The sequence below is a fragment of the Acidovorax soli genome, from assembly GCF_014207955.1.
GTDB lineage: Bacteria > Pseudomonadota > Gammaproteobacteria > Burkholderiales > Burkholderiaceae_C > Acidovorax > Acidovorax soli_A.
Window position 1 is genome coordinate 161543 of the sequence record NZ_JACHLK010000002.1, and the last position, 16464, is coordinate 178006.

Below are 16464 nucleotides of genomic sequence, written 5' to 3' on the forward strand. Positions count from 1 at the left end.
GCGGCCGGATGTGCCTGGAGCGGGCTTTGGTGGCTGAACAACCCCATTGTCGATTCCCTCCCGTGCGGTGGGCTGCCATGGCGCCCCCAGCCGGAACTCCGGTGGTCGGGCGGGCTGGCTGGCTTGCCGTGCCAGGCCACTATATCGGCAACCCGGCGGCCGCGCAGCAAATCCTTGGCGCCGGGTGCGCTGGCGGCGGGCATGAAAAAACCCGCGTGCCTCGCGGAACGCGGGTTCCCGGGATGGGGGGCGCTCAGTGGGCCGTGGCCGCGTGCGTGCCCACCACCACGGACTGGGCCTTGCCGTCCGGCACGGGGGGTGTCACCAGGTCTTCGATGATGAAGGTGCGGTAGTAGAAGGCCGTGGCCGCACCCTGTGGCGTGATGGCATCCACCACGGTACCGGGCTCGTCCTTGCTGTCCATCTGGACCAGCAGGCCATGGTGGCCGGTGCCGGCCAGGTCGGCGATGCGGCGCACCATGTCGCCTTCGGCGCCCACCGAGGGCAGGGGGGCATCGGCCGTGCCCAGGGTGCGCACGATGTCGGCCAGGATGGTTTCGGGGCTGGCATAGGCCAGCGCGCCCTTGTGGCCCGCGGCTTCCAGCGCGGCGGCGGCCTGGCGCACGCAGTCCTCGTCGGGGAACAGGGCGAACACATGTCCCGTGGGGTAGAACACGCCGCCCATATTGGTCATGGTGGAGTCAAGAATCATTGGCTTCATGGCCGTCTCCTTTGGAGGGGTGGATACCTGACCATTGAAACCGGTGTGGCTGCTGGCTTGTGTAGTCCCAGGATGCATATGTGTGTCATCCGTAGGTGGTTTTCGCCTGCTCGAACGAAGCCACAGGAGGACTCGCGGCGTCGCAATACTCTCGCAATGCAAAGCCATATTTTGCACTTAGGAAGGTCTGCAAAACCCCTGTTTTCAGGCCCTCCTGACGCCACCGCGAACATAGGTCGCCCAATTCCCTCGCAAGCTGCGTCTTGGCACCAGTTTCATACCGGCTTCTGGCCTGTTTCAAGCCTGGCGGTGCCACTTTGGCGCCATGCAGACGCACTTATCCCTGCGCGCCCATGATGCGCTTCCTGGCCATCCACAGATCCTGGTTCATCTCGTCGAGGAAGACTTCCTTGCGGGTCTTCTTGGGCCGTGGGTCCAGGCCCAAGGTGAATTGATCCATGTGGGGACTGTCCTGGATGCCTGGCGCTGGCGGCTGCTCGGGTGGGGGAGGTTTTGCAGACCTTCCTTAACACCCAGTCTTTGCGCAATGGATGGCCGCCCTCCGGCAGGCAAAGAAGCAGGCCCGCGTGGCTGCTTTCCAGGGACGAGGGAAGCCCCCAGCCTGACTGCATCGTGAAAAAACGGTTCCCGCCGCCGGTGGCAATAAACCCGTGGGTTTCGAACGCCAGGGCTGTAACAATGGATTTTCATTCTCACCCCAGGAGTTTTCAATGAGCGCTTTGACGTTGCGTAACGACACCCCCTACATCGCCCAGTATGTGGTCCACAAAGGACAGCAGGTGATAGCCCGCCTGCCCGGCATTGCTCCCGGTGCGTTGCTATCCGTTCCCTTGAACGATACCTTCGAAATCACCGCCAGTACCATCCTGCACGGCAACACCTACACCTGCGCCCCAATCGCCATGGGAGGGGCGACCCACTATCTGGCACAAGTGAAGGAGATGGCTGCACAGGGCACCTACGCGTTCGAGGTAGTGACCACACCCAGCACCGTCGCCAACCAGATGCAATTCGAGAAGACAAGCCTCGCGCCCGTGACTTTCAATATCACGCGAAGCGGTGCGTATCTCCAAAGTGTCGTGGTTCAAGACACCTTCATCCGGGTGACACTGGAGATCAGCGATGTCTACTTCGTCTACGCTGTCATCAATGGCATCACCACAGACAACGTAACCACATCCAATCCCAACGCCACCATCACGGCCGTGGCCGATACCTCAGACACGGAGTTTGGCTACTTTACACTGGTGGTCTCCTGAGCCTGCAACCGCACGGCAGCCGGTCGGGAACATTCCCGCCGCGGGCCTTACTGAAGCGGGCAACTCATGGCCCACCAAATCCCTCACCTGCTGCAACGCCGCTGGGTCCCGCATCTTCATCAGATCACCCGGATCCCGCCGCTCGGCCACCCCCTGCAACGCCCTGCGCAGCAGCTTGCCGATGCGCGTCTTGGGCAGCACCGTCACGAAGTAGACCCGCGCCGGGCGCGCCACTGCGCCCAGTTGGCCATCCATTTGCTTCATCACCTCGCCCTCCGGCCTCAGGCGGGCTGTGTCATCCACCAGGCCCGACGCATCCCGCGCCGCGGCGAACGCAATCGCCACCTGGCCCTTGAGTGCATCGGCAATGCCCACCACGGCCACCTCGGCGGTGTTGGGATGGGCAGAAATGCTTTCTTCGATCTCCCGAGTGCCCAGGCGGTGGCCCGCGACGTTGATCACGTCGTCCGTGCGGCCCAGAATGAAGTGGCAGCCGTCGGCATCGCGGATGCCCCAGTCGAAGGTGCTGTAGATCAGCCGCCCCGGAATGCTCTTCCGGTACGTGCTGACGAAACGAGCATCTTCGCGCCACACCGTCTGCATGCAGCCGGGCGGCAGCGGTCCCTCGATGGTGGCTCCGCCCTTCTGGTGGGGCCCGTCAGTTCCTCGCCCGTGGCCTCGTTGATGGGCTTCACGCCGTTTGGCTTCATGGCCGTCTCCTTTGGAGGGGTGGATACCTGACCATTGAAACTGGTGTGGCTGCTGTGGCCCATGTAGTCCTAAGCGGTGTTTGCGTGTCGTTTGCTGCGGGTGGTTTTCGCGGCGAGATCGACTGTGCAGCGTGATGTCGCCGCCACAGCCATGACATCATGACGAAGGCAAGACTGCCCAGAGGGCGCATTGAAATGGCAGTCTGGCCCTGGCGCGGGGTAAGGGCAATTTAGATTTTGGAAATCTATGTATCAAATATATGCTTCGAAAATTCGCTTCTGGACGTCGCTGTGCACCACTGCGTGGGTGTTGATGGCATCCGCGATTTGTCACGCGTCACTTCCGATGTCGCCACCGATGCCGTTGGATGTTTTTCTAAGAAATTCAAATACTATTGTTTTCAAAGGGCGTTTTGAGGGAATATTTTATATAAGCGAGTCTTTGAACGAAAAATTAACCGGTAGGCGTTGTTGGATAGATCAAAATGAACTGGTGATTGCTGCTGAATTGAAGGGCAAAAAGATCGGCCAGCCATTCATGGTGGTTTCTTCAAAAGCAATTATTCTGCAGCTATCGTACCCAGCCGATTACCCAGATAGCCAGGCCCGCGCAGTTCGCAATCACGGTGGCCCAGTACACTGCCCGGAATGCGGCCTTGCTCGATTTGTGGCGTAGCATTTGCTGAGCGAACCAGGCACCAGGCCATCCCCCGGCAAGGGCCAGTCCATGCAGGGTGTTTTCGCTGGTACGCCATTGGTCGCTTTTTGCAGCCTGCTTGTCGATGAAGTAGACGGCAAAGGTCAGCAGGTTGAGTGCTACTGCGCCGCCCAACAGCCAAATGGGCAATCGGCCGTTCCAGGCGCCAAAAGCCAGCAGTCCCGCCCAAGCTCCCATCAGCAGAAAGGCCAGGCCCTGAAATGCAGGCGTGCCACGCGGCTGGTCGGTGCGCGATGGCCTCGCCTGCCGGGGCTTGGATGCTGACGGCCCTGGCGCCGAGCGAGCGGATGCGCGTGCTGCCGCCTGGGCGCCCGCTGGCTGCACCGCCATCGCCCTGGGTCCCTTGCCGCCCACGTGGATCTCTTCGTAGACCACGGCCTGGCCCTCGCGGGGCGCACCACCGCCCTGGAAATCGCGCACGTGGAAGAAAACGTCGGCATCGGTGTCCGCGCTGCGGATGAAGCCAAACGCACGCTCGGCGTTCCAGCGCACCACTTCTCCCTGTTTTTGCATGTCGGTTCTGTCTTCAGGCCAGGGTGTGCAGGGGAATGTCCTGCGCCTGGGCCAGTGCATCGAGCTGCGCGCGGGTCTGCGTGCGCAGGAAGGCGGCCACGGCCTCGTGCGTGGCCGGGGCACGCAGCACCTGGGCATCGCCCGCGGCGGGCAGGCCGGCGGCGGTGCACAGGCTGGCGGCAAAGTGCGGCTCCAGGGCGGCCACGGCCACGCGGCCGTCGGCGCAGGGGTAGATGCGGTAGCCCGCATGGTTGCCGCCCACATCGCCATCGGGCGTGGTCAGGCCCCAGTCGCGCGGCTGGGCCAGCCAGGCGGCGGCGTCGGCCAGGGCGACCTCGATGCACACGCCGCTGCCGCTGTGGGCGCGCTCCAGCAGGGCCTGCAGCACGGCCTCGCTGGCCATCAGCGAGCCACCCATGTCGGCGTACAGCGTGGGCGGCATCTCGGTGCCGGTGACCAGGCCGGCATCGGCCAGGTAGGTCAGGTCATGGCCGGGCTCTTCGGCGCGCTCGGCGGCCGCCCCGACGATGCGCACCAGTGACAGGCGCGGGTACTTCGCTTGCAAGACCTCCCAGGAAAGGCCCAGCTTGGCCAGGGCCGAGGGGCGGAACGAGGTGATCAGCACATCGGTGCGTGCCAGCTCTTCGTGCAGCGTGGCCTGGCCTTCGGCCGTCTTGAGGTGGGCATGCAGCACGCGCACCCCCTGGTGCAGCGTGGCATAGGCAGCCGGGCTGTAGATGCCCATGGGGTCGGCGCTCGGGTAGCCGGCCACGGGCGGCGGTTCCAGCTTGGTGCACTCGGCGCCCATGCGCACGCAGCGCATCAGGGCGGCGGGGCCGGGCAGGTTCAGGGCAAGGCTCAGGACGCGGGTGTTGCGCAGGGGCTGGGGCAGGGTGGTGCTCATGTCTCTTTGTAGGAATGGATAAAGGTGGTGCAGTTGGGCGGCCGGAACTTTGGCCCAGCCGGGTGCTCACTCCCTGCGTTATACAAAATTTGTTACGTTATCCTTGTCCATGCAACGCAGAACCTCTCTGGCCGCCCTCGCGGGTTGGGCCACTCTTCCAGGAGCTTTCGTGACTTCGCTCAGTAGTGCCGCCACCTTGCCCGCGTTGCAAGCCCTCAAGCCCTCGCCGCGCATGCCGGTGCTGTTCCTGGGCCATGGCAGCCCCATGAATGCCATTGAAGACAACGCCTGGCGCCGCGCCTGGCAGGCGCTGGGCACGGAGCTGATGGCGCGCGCCGTACAGCCGCAGCTGATCCTGTGCGTCTCGGCCCACTGGCTCACGCGCGGCGGCTGGCAGCTCACGGGCATGGCCAATCCCAAGACCATCCACGATTTCGGCGGTTTTCCGCAGGCGCTGTTCGATCAGCAGTACCCCGCGCCGGGTGCGCCTGCCGTGGCGCGCACCCTGGCCAAGGAGCTGAAATCGCCGGCCACCGGGGCCGCCCTGGGGGTGGACGAGGGTGAGTGGGGCCTGGACCACGGCACCTGGTCGGTGCTCAAGCCCATGTTCCCCAAGGCGCAAATCCCCGTGCTGCAGCTGAGCATGGACTACAGCCGTGCTCCGGCCGAGCACTATGCCCTGGGCAAGCAGCTGGCGGCCCTGCGCGAGCGTGGCGTGCTCATCGTGGGCAGCGGCAATGTGGTGCACAACCTGCGCGCCACACGCCGGGGCACGGCCGCCAGCGAAGCCTACGACTGGGCCAATGAGTTCGACGGGGTGGTGCAGGACCAGATCAAGCAGGGCCAGCTCGATGCGCTGGCCAACTTCCTGCAGCTCGGTCCCGTGGCGAAGCAGGCCCACCCCACGCACGAGCACTACCTGCCGCTGCTGTATGCGGCCGGGGCGGTGCAGCCAACCGAGATGCCGCGCTTCTTCAACACGGGTTTCCAGTCGGCATCGATTTCGATGCGCTCGGTGCTCTGGGGTTAGCCATGCAAGGCCCCCGGATGCCCTTGGATGCGGCAGGCCCCTGCGACGGCGAGGTGGCCGGCAGGGTCCGCGCGCTGATGGCGCAGGCCATGTCGACAGGAGATCCCGGGGTCTTGCTGTCCCTGGTGCCGCAATTCCAGGCGCGCATGCACAAGAAGGGGAGTGTGCTTTTGCACCAGGGGGCGGTCTGGGACCACGCATTCTTCGTGGAGCGCGGCCTGCTCCGCATGCACACCATCGAGGGCGATGGCAAGGATTTCAGCAAAAGCTTCTGGCCCGGCGGCACCATGTTCTTCCCGCTGACGCCCGGCATGGAGAGCGAAGCGCTGGCGTTCAATGTCTCGGCGCTGGAGGACTCCGTCGTCTGGAGTGCACCCCTGGCCGATCTGCGCACCGGCCTGGAGGGCAAGGGGCTGTGGGAGCCCTTTCGCGCCGAACTCCTGGGGCGGCTGCTGCACCGCAAGTCGCAGCGCGAGCTGGACCTGCTCACGCTGGACGGCAAGGCCCGCTACCAGAAGTTCTGCCAGCAGGAGCCGGGCTTGGCCGAGCGGGTGCCACTGGTGCACCTGGCGAGCTTCCTGGGGCTCACGGATGTCTCGCTGTCCCGGATCCGCCGCCAGATCAAGAAGGCCACGCAGAACTGATCAATTGTTAAGGCGCCGTTCTTCTCCCTTCCCTACAGTGGGGGCGCCTTGTGCAATGCCGCGCAAGGGCATCCCTATGGAAGGAGTTTCGATTCATGGCAAGAGGTATTGCATGGGCCACCCTGGTTCTGGGCCTGGTCCATCTCGTGTTCGGCATGGTCCGCTTCAAGCTGCCGCTGGAAGAGGCTGTGGCCGCCGGGTTCATAGACCAGTTCCGGGAGCACGAGCTGCGGCGCACGGCGTTCTGGTTTCTGATGTGTGGCCCCTTGCTGATGCTCATGGGACACCTGGCCATCCGGGCCGTGGCCATGGGCGACCCGGCGCTGCTCAGGATCACGGGCACGTATGCCCTCGTGGCATCGGTGGTGGGCATCGCGGCGTTCCCGATGTCGCCGCTGTGGTTGCTGTTTGGGCTATCGCTTTTGCTGATCGCTGCAGGGTGTGGCTGGCTCTAGGGTGTGCATGCGCAGCCAGGGCCAGCGCTGCTGGTAGCTCAGTGCCTTGGCCTCGAACAGCGGCAGGTGTGGGCAGGCCGGGTTGGGGCGCAGGATGCCGGCGTACAGCTCGGCGAGCCCATAGGGCGCATGCAGCACCGGCCCGTCAATGCCGGGCTGCAGGCCCACACAGGTGCAAGGCACCAGAAAGCGGCCAATCCCGTCGCGCGCCGAGGTGAGGGCGGTGTAGGGGTAGCCGAACCATTCCTCGTACCACAGGTGCACGCGCGCCTGGTTCTTGGCTTCCACGGTGGTGGGCAGGTCGGCGAACAGCGCCTCCGCGCGTGCCTGTACGGCGGCCTCGCCCTCGGCCGACAGATCGTCCGCGTCGAAGTAGAACAGGTCGTAGTCCTTGATGCGCGCCTCGGGCGCATGGCCGGTATGCAGGTTCCACACGGTCTGGAACAGGCAGCCCGCGACCAGCCAGGCATCGGGCACGCCCAGAAGCGGCAAACGCTCCAGAATGGCCGCGTTGTGCGGGTTCTGGAGCGTTTCGCTCACAAAGCGGCGCCGCAGCGCCGCTTCTTCATCGTGCTCAGACGACCTTTGCAATGGCCTGGCAGACGTAGTCGATGTTCTTGCTGTTCAAGGCGGCAACGCACATGCGGCCGGTGTCGGTGCCGTACACGCCGAACTCGTTGCGCAGGCGCACCATCTGGTCCTTGGAGAGGCCCGAGTAGCTGAACATGCCGATCTGGGTGGTGATGAAGGACATGTCCTGCTTCACGCCGGCGGCCTTCAGGCCGTCGACCAGCTTCTGGCGCATGGCCTTGATGCGCACGCGCATTTCGGCCAGCTCCTTCTCCCACAGGGCGCGCAGCTCGGGGTTGCCCAGCACAGCGGCCACCACGGCGCCGCCGTGGATGGGTGGGTTGGAGTAGTTCGTGCGGATCACGATCTTGAGCTGGCTCAGCACGCGGCCGGCTTCTTCCTTGTCCTTGCACAGCACGGACAGGCCGCCCACGCGCTCGCCGTACAGGCTGAAGCTCTTGCTGAACGAGGTGGAGACGAAGAACGTGAGGCCGGCGGCCACGAACTTGCCGATCACGGCGCCGTCTTCGGCGATGCCGTGGCCGAAGCCCTGGTAGGCCATGTCCAGGAAGGGGGTCAGGCCCTTGGCCTTGACGGCGGCGATCACCTGGTCCCACTGCGCGGCGGTGATGTCGTAGCCGGTGGGGTTGTGGCAGCAGGCGTGCAGCACGACGATGGTGCCGGCAGCGGCTGCGTTCAGGCTGGCCAGGAAGCCTTCGAAGTTCACGCCGCGCTTTTCGGCGTCGTAGTAGGCGTAGGTGTCGACTTCGAAGCCGGCGTTGGTGAACAGCGCGCGGTGGTTTTCCCAGCTCGGGTCGGAGATCAGCACCTTGGCATTGGGGCTGACCTTCTTCAGGAAGTCGGCGCCGATCTTCAGGCCGCCGGTGCCGCCGATGGCCTGCACGGTGGCCACGCGGCCGGAGGCCACGGGTTCGCTGTCCGCACCGAAGACCAGGGCCTTGACGGCATTGTCATAGGCCACGATGCCGTCGATGGGCAGGTAGCCGCGGGCGGTGGGGGCCGACATCATGGTCTTTTCGGCGGCTTGCACGCACTGCAGCAGGGGCAGCTTGCCGTTGTCGTCGAAATACACGCCCACACCCAGGTTGACCTTGTTGGGGTTGGTGTCGGCAGCAAATTGCTCGTTGAGGCCCAGGATGGGGTCGCGGGGTGCCATTTCGACGGCGGTGAACAGAGACATGAAAATCCTTGAAAGGTTGTCAGTAGCGAAGAATCCAGGCGTGGTGTACTGTGCCAGGTTCCACCGATTTTAACGGGCGGACCACCGCAACCGTTGACACACCCCATGCCGGATATTTCAGAAGTCATGACGGACACGCAAGAAGGCGAGTTCGTGCGCTTTCCCGATTCGCCCTTCGAGCTGTTCCAACCCTATCCCCCTGCGGGCGACCAGCCCGAGGCCATCGCCAAGCTGGTCGAGGGCCTGAACGACGGCGAGGCCTTCCAGACGCTGCTGGGCGTGACGGGCTCGGGCAAGACCTTCACCATGGCCAATGTGATCGCCCGCATGGGCCGCCCGGCCATCGTGTTCGCGCCCAACAAGACGCTGGCCGCCCAGCTGTACAGCGAGTTCCGCGAGTTCTTCCCCAAGAACGCCGTGGAGTACTTCGTGAGCTACTACGACTACTACCAGCCCGAGGCCTATGTGCCCCAGCGCGACCTGTTCATCGAGAAGGACAGCGCGATCAACGAGCACATCGAGCAGATGCGCCTGTCGTGCACCAAGAGCCTGATGGAGCGCAAGGATGTGGTCATCGTGGCCACCGTCTCGGCCATCTACGGTATTGGCGAGCCCGAGAGCTACCACCGCATGGTGATGACCCTGCGCACCGGCGACAAGCTGGGCCAGCGCGATGTGATCGCCCAGCTCATCCGCATGCAGTACCAGCGCAACGAGGCCGACTTCTCGCGCGGCAAGTTCCGTGTGCGCGGCGACACCATCGACGTCTTCCCGGCCGAGCACTCGGAGCTGGCCATCCGCATCGAGCTGTTCGACGACGAGATCGAGAGCCTGCAGCTGTTCGATCCGCTCACGGGCCGCGTCAAGCAGAAGATCCCGCGCTTCACCGTCTACCCCAGCAGCCACTACGTGACCCCGCGCGACAAGGTGCTGGCCGCCGTGGAAACCATCAAGATCGAGCTGGCCGAGCGCTTGAAGCAGCTGCTGGACGACGGCAAGCTGGTGGAGGCGCAGCGCCTGGAGCAGCGCACGCGCTTCGACCTGGAGATGCTCAGCGAAGTGGGGCACTGCAAGGGCATCGAGAACTACACGCGCCACCTGTCGGGCGCGGCGCCGGGCGATCCGCCCAGCACGCTGACCGACTACATGCCGCGCGAGGCCCTGATGTTCCTGGACGAGAGCCACCAGATGATCGGCCAGCTCAACGCCATGTACAGCGGCGACCGCTCGCGCAAGACCACGCTGGTGGAATATGGCTTTCGGCTGCCTTCGGCGCTGGACAACCGCCCGCTCAAGTTCGAGGAGTTCGAGCAGCGCATGCGCCAGGTGGTCTTCGTCTCGGCCACCCCGGCCGACTACGAGAAGCAGCACGCCGGCCAGGTGGTTGACCAGGTGGTGCGCCCCACGGGCCTGGTGGACCCGGTGGTGGAGGTGCGCCCGGCCACCCACCAGGTGGACGATGTGCTGCAGGAGATCCGCATCCGCACCGAGAAGCACGAGCGCGTGCTCATCACCACGCTGACCAAGCGCATGGCCGAGCAATTGACCGACTACCTCACGGACAACGGCGTCAAGGTGCGCTACCTGCACAGCGATGTGGACACGGTCGAGCGCGTGGAGATCATCCGCGACCTGCGCCTGGGCGCCTTCGACGTGCTGGTGGGCATCAACCTGCTGCGCGAGGGGCTCGACATTCCCGAGGTCTCGCTGGTGGCCATCCTCGATGCCGACAAGGAAGGCTTTCTGCGCGCCGAGCGCAGCCTGATCCAGACCATCGGCCGCGCGGCGCGCAACATGAACGGCCACGCCATCCTGTACGCCGACCGCATCACCGACTCCATGAAAAAAGCCATGGACGAGACGGAACGCCGGCGCGCCAAACAGATCGCACACAACGAGGCACATGGCATCACGCCGCGCAGCATTGTCAAGAGGGTAAGAGACCTGATTGACGGTGTGTACAGCGAAAAAGCGGGCAAGGACGCCGAGCGGCTGGAGCAGGAAACGCTGCAGCGCGCCAAGGTGGAGGACATGTCCGAGAAGGACGTGGCGCGCGAGATCAAGCGGCTCGAAAAGCAGATGCTCGACCATGCGCGCAACCTCGAGTTCGAGCAGGCGGCGCGTGTACGCGACCAGCTCACGCGCCTGAAGGACCAGGCCTTCGGTGCGCACGGCAGCGATTCCGTGGCCTTGTGAAAGTGCGCGCGCGCCCCGACATGGCAGCAAGGTGGGGCGCGCGTTTTTCTTCGGTGAGTGGGCTGTCAGTAAAAACGCGTATGGGGAAATAGTGACCCGGTAGTTTCTTATCCCGACTGATTCAATAGGGATTTGTGCTATACTCCTACAAACTACTCAAGAACAAAAGCCCACAAGATGAAGGGCTCTGCACCGGGGCAACCCGTGTGGAGTAAGGGGCGGAGACGGTGTCGTTGCTGGCCAACAGCCTGCAGTCGGCAGTTTCTACAACGAACAAGCCTTAGCACAAGGAGCTTGCGATGCGTCTCACTACCAAAGGCCGTTTTGCGGTCACCGCCATGATCGATCTGGCCCTGCGCCAGAACAACGGACCCGTCACCCTGGCTGCGATCAGCCAGCGCCAGCAGATTTCGCTGTCCTACCTGGAGCAACTCTTCGGCAAGCTGCGCCGCCACGAACTGGTGGAATCCACCCGTGGCCCCGGCGGCGGCTACACCCTGGCCCGCAAGGCGGGCGACATCACGGTGGCCGACATCATCGTCTCCGTGGACGAACCCATTGATGCCACCCAGTGCGGCGGCAAGGAAAACTGCCTGGGCGAAGCCGGCCGTTGCATGACGCACGAGCTGTGGGCCTCGCTGAACCAGCGCATGGTCGAGTTCCTCGACTCCGTCACGCTGCAGAAGCTGGTGGAAGAGCAGCTCGCCAAGGGTGTGCAGATCGAGGACAAGCCGGTCGTGCGCCGTGCGATCTCGACGACCCCCGTGGTCAAGCCCATCCGTGTGAACGCCCCCAATTCGGTGTTCGCGCTGGGCAACGCCTTCGCCAAATCCTGATCGCCGAACCCGCCGCGCCGGCCCTGGGGTCGGCACTGCCCTGAACGCTTTCTCTTTCTGTAACCATTCGTGCTTCGTTGTTTGCAAGCCAGCATTCTTCCTGAGCCAGCCACGCCATGACTCCACACTTCCCCATCTATCTCGACTACGGCGCCACGACCCCGGTGGACCCCCGCGTGGTGGACGCCATGATCCCCTGGCTGCGTGAGCACTTCGGCAACGCGGCATCGCGCAGCCACGCCTGGGGCTGGGAAGCGGAAGAAGCGGTGGAGCGTGCCCGTGCCCAGGTGGCCGACCTGATCCACGCCGACCCGCGCGAGATCGTCTGGACCAGCGGCGCCACGGAGTCGATCAACCTGGCCCTGAAGGGCGCCGCCCAGTTCTACAAGGGCAAGGGCAAGCACCTGATCACGCTCAAGACCGAACACAAGGCCGTGCTGGACACCATGCGCGAGCTGGAGCGCCAGGGTTTCGAGGCCACCTATCTGGACGTCAAGGAAGACGGCCTGGTGGACCTGGAGGCCTTGAAGGCCGCGATCCGCCCCGACACCATCCTGGTGAGCATCCTGTTCGTGAACAACGAGATCGGCGTGATCCAGGACATCCCGGCCATCGGCGCGCTGTGCCGTGAGAAGGGTGTGCTGCTGCACGTGGATGCAGCGCAGGCCACCGGCCGCGTCGAGATCGACATGAACACCCTGCCCATCGACCTGATGAGCATGACCGCGCACAAGACCTACGGCCCCAAGGGCGTGGGTGCCCTGTACGTGCGCCGCAAGCCCCGCGTGCGCCTGGAAGCGCAGATGCACGGTGGCGGCCATGAGCGTGGCATGCGCTCGGGCACCCTGCCCACGCACCAGATCGTGGGCATGGGCGAGGCCTTCCGCATCGCCAAGGAAGAGATGGCCGAGTCCAACGCCAAGGCCTACGCGCTGCAGCAGCGCCTGCTCAATGGCTTGAAGGACATCGAGCAGGTGTTCATCAACGGCAGCATGGAACGCCGCGTGCCGCAGAACCTGAACATGAGCTTCAACTATGTCGAAGGCGAGTCGCTGATCATGGGCATCAAGGGCCTGGCGGTGTCGTCCGGCTCGGCCTGCACTTCGGCCAGCCTGGAGCCCAGCTACGTGCTGCGCGCCCTGGGCCGCAGCGACGAGCTGGCCCACAGCAGCCTGCGCATGACCATCGGCCGTTTCACGACCGAGGAAGAGATCGACTACGCGATCGCCACCATCCGCGAAAACGTCGCCCGCCTGCGCGAGCTGAGCCCGCTGTGGGAGATGTACCAGGATGGCGTGGACATCAGCACCATCCAGTGGGCCGCGCACTGAGCGACCGCGCATCGCGACCGACCGACCGAATTGCATTGAAGAATTGAAGAGGTAAACATCATGGCTTATTCAGACAAAGTGGTTGACCATTACGAAAACCCCCGCAACGTGGGCTCGTTCGACAAGGGTGACGAGTCGGTGGGCACCGGCATGGTGGGCGCGCCCGCCTGCGGCGACGTGATGAAGCTGCAGATCAAGGTGAACCCCGAGACCGGCGTGATCGAAGACGCACGCTTCAAGACCTATGGCTGCGGTTCGGCCATCGCCTCGTCCTCGCTCGTGACCGAGTGGGTCAAGGGCAAGACGCTGGACGAAGCGGCAGCCCTCAAGAACAGCGTGATCGCCGAAGAGCTGGCCTTGCCGCCCGTCAAGATCCACTGCTCCATCCTCGCGGAAGACGCCATCAAGGCCGCCGTGCTCGACTACAAGACCAAGCACGCTGCGGCTGTGAGCGCCTGATCGACCATGGCCATCACGCTGACAGAAGCCGCTGCGCGGCACGTGACCCGCTACCTGAGCCGCCGTGGCAAGGGGCTGGGCGTGCGCCTGGGCGTCAAGACCACGGGCTGCTCGGGCCTGGCCTACAAGCTTGAGTATGTGGACGACACCGAGCCCGAGGACGTGGTGTTCGAGAACCACGGCGTGAAGGTGCTGATCGACCCCAAAAGCCTGGCCTACATCGACGGCACGGAGCTCGATTTCGTGCGCGAAGGCCTGAACGAAGGCTTCAAGTTCAACAACCCCAATGAGCGCGACCGCTGCGGTTGCGGCGAGAGCTTCCGCGTCTAGGCACAGGCAGGCGATCAAGCCTGCGTTGATGCGCCCAGCCAAACCGCCATCGCACGCACCCGTGCTGGCGGTTTTTTCTTGACCCATTCCCTTCCATGAACCTGCAATCCGACGATTTCGAGCTGTTCGGCCTCGCGCAGCGCTTTGCGCAGGAGCGCAGCGCCATCGATGCGCGCTGGAAGGAGCTGCAGCGCGAAGCCCATCCCGACAAGTTCGCTGCCCAGGGCGCGGCCGCGCAGCGCGTGGCCATGCAGTGGTCGGTGCGCATCAACGAGGCCTACCAGCGCCTGAAGGACCCGCTGCGCCGCGCCGCCTACCTGTGTGAGCTGCGTGGCGCCCCCATCCGTGCCGAGGACAACACGGCCATGCCGGCGGCCTTTCTGATGCAGCAGATGGAATGGCGCGAAGCGCTCGAAGACGCCGAAGGCGAAGCGGCCCTGGATGCGCTGGACGACGAGGTCCAGCAGGCCCGGCGTGCCGCGCTGGCGCGCTGCGGCCAGTTGCTCGATGAAGCGGGCGATGCCACGGGGGCGGCCCGCGAGGTCAGAGCCCTCATGTTCATTGCGCGATTTGGCGACGACATCGAGCGCCGCCGCGATCAACTGGGACAATAGGGGCTTGCCCCTTTCTGCAGGCCGCCCGGCGCGCTTGCAGGCACGAAGAACACGACGACAAGAATTCATCATCACGCCATGGCGCTTTTGCAGATCTCCGAACCCGGCCAGTCCCCCGACCCGCACCAGCGGCGCATTGCCGTGGGCATCGACCTCGGGACCACGCACTCGCTGGTGGCCGCCGTGCGCAACGGCGTGGCCGAATGCCTGCCCGACGACCAGGGCCGGGTGCTGCTGCCCTCCGTGGTGCGCTACCTGGACCAGAACGGCCGCCAGATCGGGCACGACGCCGTGGCCGCGCAGGCGCAGGACCCGCGCAACACCATTGCCTCGGTCAAGCGTTTCATGGGCCGCGGCCTGGCCGACGTGGCCGATGCCGGCAAGCTGCCCTACGACTTCGTGGCGCCCGCTGAAGGCGCCCAGGGCATGGTGAGCCTGGCCACCGTGGGCGGCGTGAAGTCGCCCGTGGAGGTGAGCGCCGAGATCCTGGCCACGCTGCGCTACCGCGCCGAAGACACCTTCAACGACGACCTGTACGGCGCCGTGATCACCGTGCCCGCGTACTTCGACGACGCCCAGCGCCAGGCCACCAAGGACGCGGCGCAGCTCGCCGGCATCCACCTGCTGCGCCTGATCAACGAGCCCACGGCCGCCGCCATCGCCTATGGCCTGGACAATGCCAGCGAGGGTGTCTACGCCGTCTACGACCTGGGTGGCGGCACCTTCGACATCTCCATTCTGCGGCTCACGCAGGGCGTGTTCGAGGTCATCGCCACGGGGGGGGACTCGGCCCTGGGGGGTGACGACTACGATGCCGCGCTGGCCGACTGGGTGCTGCAGCAACTGGGCCGCACGGTCGATACCCCGGCCGACAAGGTGGCAGCCCGCATGGCGGCACGCGCCTGCAAGGAGGTGCTGAGCGCCGCCGACAGCGCCACCTTCAGCGCGCAGCTGGCGGGTGAGGTGGTGCAGCACGCCGTGTCGCGCGCCGACTTCGAGGCCGCCACGGCGGCCCTCACGGCGCGCTCCATGGCCGCCGTGCGCCGCGCGCTGCGCGATGCGCACCTGGCGCGCGACGAAGTGCAGGGCGTGGTCATGGTCGGCGGCTCCACCCGCATGCCGCAGGTGCAGCGCGCCGTGGCCGAGTTCTTCGGTACCGAGCCGCTCACCAACTTGAACCCTGACGAGGTGGTGGCCCTGGGCGCCTCCATCCAGGCCAACCAGCTGGCTGGCAACAACACCGCGGGCGACCTGCTGCTGCTCGATGTGATCCCGCTGTCGCTGGGCATCGAGACCATGGGTGGCCTGGTCGAGCGCATCGTGGGCCGCAACGAGACCATTCCCACGGCCAAGGCGCAGGACTTCACCACCTACAAGGATGGGCAGACCGCGCTGGCCATCCACGTGCTGCAGGGCGAGCGCGACCTGGTGCAGGACTGCCGCAGCCTGGCCCGCTTCGAGCTGCGCGGCATTCCGCCCATGGCGGCCGGCGCCGCGCGCATCCGCGTGACCTTCACCGTCGATGCCGATGGCCTCCTGAGTGTGAGCGCCAAGGAGCAGGGCAGCGGGGTGGAGGCACGCATCGATGTGAAGCCCTCCTACGGCCTGTCGGACGACGAGATCGCGCGCATGCTGCAGGACGGCTTTGCCACCGCCGCGCAGGACATGCGCGCCCGTGCCGTGGTCGAGGCCCGCGTGGACGCCGACCGCATGCTGCTGGCCACGCAGAGCGCGCTCGATGCCGACGGCGATGTGCTCTCGGCCGCCGAGCGTGCCGACATCGACGCCCTGATGCAGGCTTTGCGCGGCCAGCGCGAGTCCGAAGACGCTGCCGTGATCGAGGCCGCCACCGAGGCCCTGGCCAAGGGCACCGAGGCCTTTGCCGCGCAGCGCATGAACCGTGGCATCCAGCAGGCCCTGGCCGGCAAGAACGTCCAGTCCTTCTGACCGAC

Annotated in this window: 17 protein-coding genes and 1 pseudogene; 11 read left to right on the forward strand and 7 right to left on the reverse strand. The window is 65.3% G+C overall.

Annotated features, from left to right (window positions below):
- Nucleotides 1–253: 253 nt before the first annotated feature.
- Both HNP48_RS05265 and HNP48_RS35300 read right to left on the reverse strand, forming a co-directional pair.
- Nucleotides 254–721 carry a hypothetical protein gene (locus HNP48_RS05265; RefSeq protein ID WP_184855839.1) on the reverse strand — a complete coding sequence of 156 codons (468 nt, stop codon included), beginning with the start codon at nucleotides 719–721 and terminating at the stop codon, nucleotides 254–256.
- A gap of 337 nt (nucleotides 722–1058) precedes the next feature.
- Nucleotides 1059–1181, reverse strand: a complete 123-nt coding sequence (locus tag HNP48_RS35300; RefSeq protein ID WP_260420099.1) for a hypothetical protein — start codon at nucleotides 1179–1181, stop codon at nucleotides 1059–1061.
- Nucleotides 1182–1452: 271 nt separating this feature from the next.
- On the opposite strand from HNP48_RS35300, the gene HNP48_RS05270 reads away from it, so the two are divergent.
- Nucleotides 1453–2001, forward strand: coding sequence for a hypothetical protein (locus tag HNP48_RS05270; protein WP_184855840.1), 549 nt, complete (start codon nucleotides 1453–1455; stop codon nucleotides 1999–2001).
- A 69-nt stretch (nucleotides 2002–2070) separates the two neighbouring features.
- On the opposite strand, the pseudogene HNP48_RS05275 reads toward HNP48_RS05270, so the two are convergent.
- From HNP48_RS05275 to HNP48_RS05285, 3 genes and pseudogenes are all read right to left on the reverse strand, one after another.
- Nucleotides 2071–2696 (reverse strand): annotated as a pseudogene (locus HNP48_RS05275) (AMP-binding enzyme); the annotation flags it as partial.
- A gap of 586 nt (nucleotides 2697–3282) precedes the next feature.
- Nucleotides 3283–3942 (reverse strand): cold shock and DUF1294 domain-containing protein, encoded by a 660-nt coding sequence (locus HNP48_RS05280; protein WP_184855841.1) that lies wholly within the window; start codon nucleotides 3940–3942, stop codon nucleotides 3283–3285.
- 13 nt (nucleotides 3943–3955) lie between these two features.
- The gene (locus tag HNP48_RS05285; RefSeq protein WP_184855842.1) at nucleotides 3956–4846 is read right to left on the reverse strand and encodes a CoA transferase; all 891 of its coding nucleotides are present in this window, start codon (nucleotides 4844–4846) and stop codon (nucleotides 3956–3958) included.
- A gap of 127 nt (nucleotides 4847–4973) precedes the next feature.
- On the opposite strand from HNP48_RS05285, the gene ygiD reads away from it, so the two are divergent.
- From ygiD to HNP48_RS05300, 3 genes are all read left to right on the forward strand, one after another.
- Nucleotides 4974–5876: a 4,5-DOPA dioxygenase extradiol gene (gene ygiD / locus HNP48_RS05290; RefSeq protein WP_184856497.1), complete on the forward strand. Its 903-nt coding sequence runs from the start codon at nucleotides 4974–4976 to the stop codon at nucleotides 5874–5876.
- 89 nt (nucleotides 5877–5965) lie between these two features.
- On the forward strand, nucleotides 5966–6520 hold the full coding sequence (locus tag HNP48_RS05295) for a Crp/Fnr family transcriptional regulator (protein ID WP_221480099.1): 555 nt from the start codon (nucleotides 5966–5968) through the stop codon (nucleotides 6518–6520).
- A 95-nt stretch (nucleotides 6521–6615) separates the two neighbouring features.
- Nucleotides 6616–6975 (forward strand): DUF6463 family protein, encoded by a 360-nt coding sequence (locus tag HNP48_RS05300; RefSeq protein WP_184855844.1) that lies wholly within the window; start codon nucleotides 6616–6618, stop codon nucleotides 6973–6975.
- Here HNP48_RS05300 and HNP48_RS05305 read toward each other — a convergent pair.
- Together HNP48_RS05305 and HNP48_RS05310 are read right to left on the reverse strand one after the other, a co-directional pair.
- Complete coding sequence (locus HNP48_RS05305) at nucleotides 6934–7515, reverse strand: nucleotidyltransferase family protein (protein WP_311773803.1); 582 nt, start codon at nucleotides 7513–7515, stop codon at nucleotides 6934–6936. The genes HNP48_RS05300 and HNP48_RS05305 overlap by 42 nt on opposite strands.
- A 34-nt stretch (nucleotides 7516–7549) precedes the next feature.
- Entirely contained in the window at nucleotides 7550–8746 is a 1197-nt protein-coding gene (locus HNP48_RS05310; RefSeq protein WP_184855846.1) for an amino acid aminotransferase, read from the reverse strand.
- Nucleotides 8747–8851: 105 nt separating this feature from the next.
- On the opposite strand from HNP48_RS05310, the gene uvrB reads away from it, so the two are divergent.
- The 7 genes from uvrB (at nucleotide 8852) to hscA (ending at nucleotide 16459) form a co-directional block, all read left to right on the forward strand.
- On the forward strand, nucleotides 8852–10942 hold the full coding sequence (gene uvrB / locus HNP48_RS05315; RefSeq protein ID WP_311773804.1) for an excinuclease ABC subunit UvrB: 2091 nt from the start codon (nucleotides 8852–8854) through the stop codon (nucleotides 10940–10942).
- A 299-nt stretch (nucleotides 10943–11241) separates the two neighbouring features.
- Nucleotides 11242–11778 carry a Fe-S cluster assembly transcriptional regulator IscR gene (gene iscR, locus HNP48_RS05320; RefSeq protein WP_184855847.1) on the forward strand — a complete coding sequence of 179 codons (537 nt, stop codon included), beginning with the start codon at nucleotides 11242–11244 and terminating at the stop codon, nucleotides 11776–11778.
- Between the two features lie 116 nt (nucleotides 11779–11894).
- On the forward strand, nucleotides 11895–13109 hold the full coding sequence (locus HNP48_RS05325) for an IscS subfamily cysteine desulfurase (protein ID WP_184855848.1): 1215 nt from the start codon (nucleotides 11895–11897) through the stop codon (nucleotides 13107–13109).
- A 60-nt stretch (nucleotides 13110–13169) separates the two neighbouring features.
- Complete coding sequence (gene iscU, locus HNP48_RS05330) at nucleotides 13170–13568, forward strand: Fe-S cluster assembly scaffold IscU (protein ID WP_184855849.1); 399 nt, start codon at nucleotides 13170–13172, stop codon at nucleotides 13566–13568.
- Nucleotides 13569–13574: 6 nt separating this feature from the next.
- Complete coding sequence (gene iscA / locus HNP48_RS05335) at nucleotides 13575–13898, forward strand: iron-sulfur cluster assembly protein IscA (protein WP_184855850.1); 324 nt, start codon at nucleotides 13575–13577, stop codon at nucleotides 13896–13898.
- 95 nt (nucleotides 13899–13993) lie between these two features.
- Nucleotides 13994–14512: a Fe-S protein assembly co-chaperone HscB gene (gene hscB, locus HNP48_RS05340; protein ID WP_184855851.1), complete on the forward strand. Its 519-nt coding sequence runs from the start codon at nucleotides 13994–13996 to the stop codon at nucleotides 14510–14512.
- A gap of 78 nt (nucleotides 14513–14590) precedes the next feature.
- Nucleotides 14591–16459: a Fe-S protein assembly chaperone HscA gene (gene hscA, locus HNP48_RS05345; RefSeq protein WP_184855852.1), complete on the forward strand. Its 1869-nt coding sequence runs from the start codon at nucleotides 14591–14593 to the stop codon at nucleotides 16457–16459.
- Nucleotides 16460–16464 lie beyond the last annotated feature (5 nt).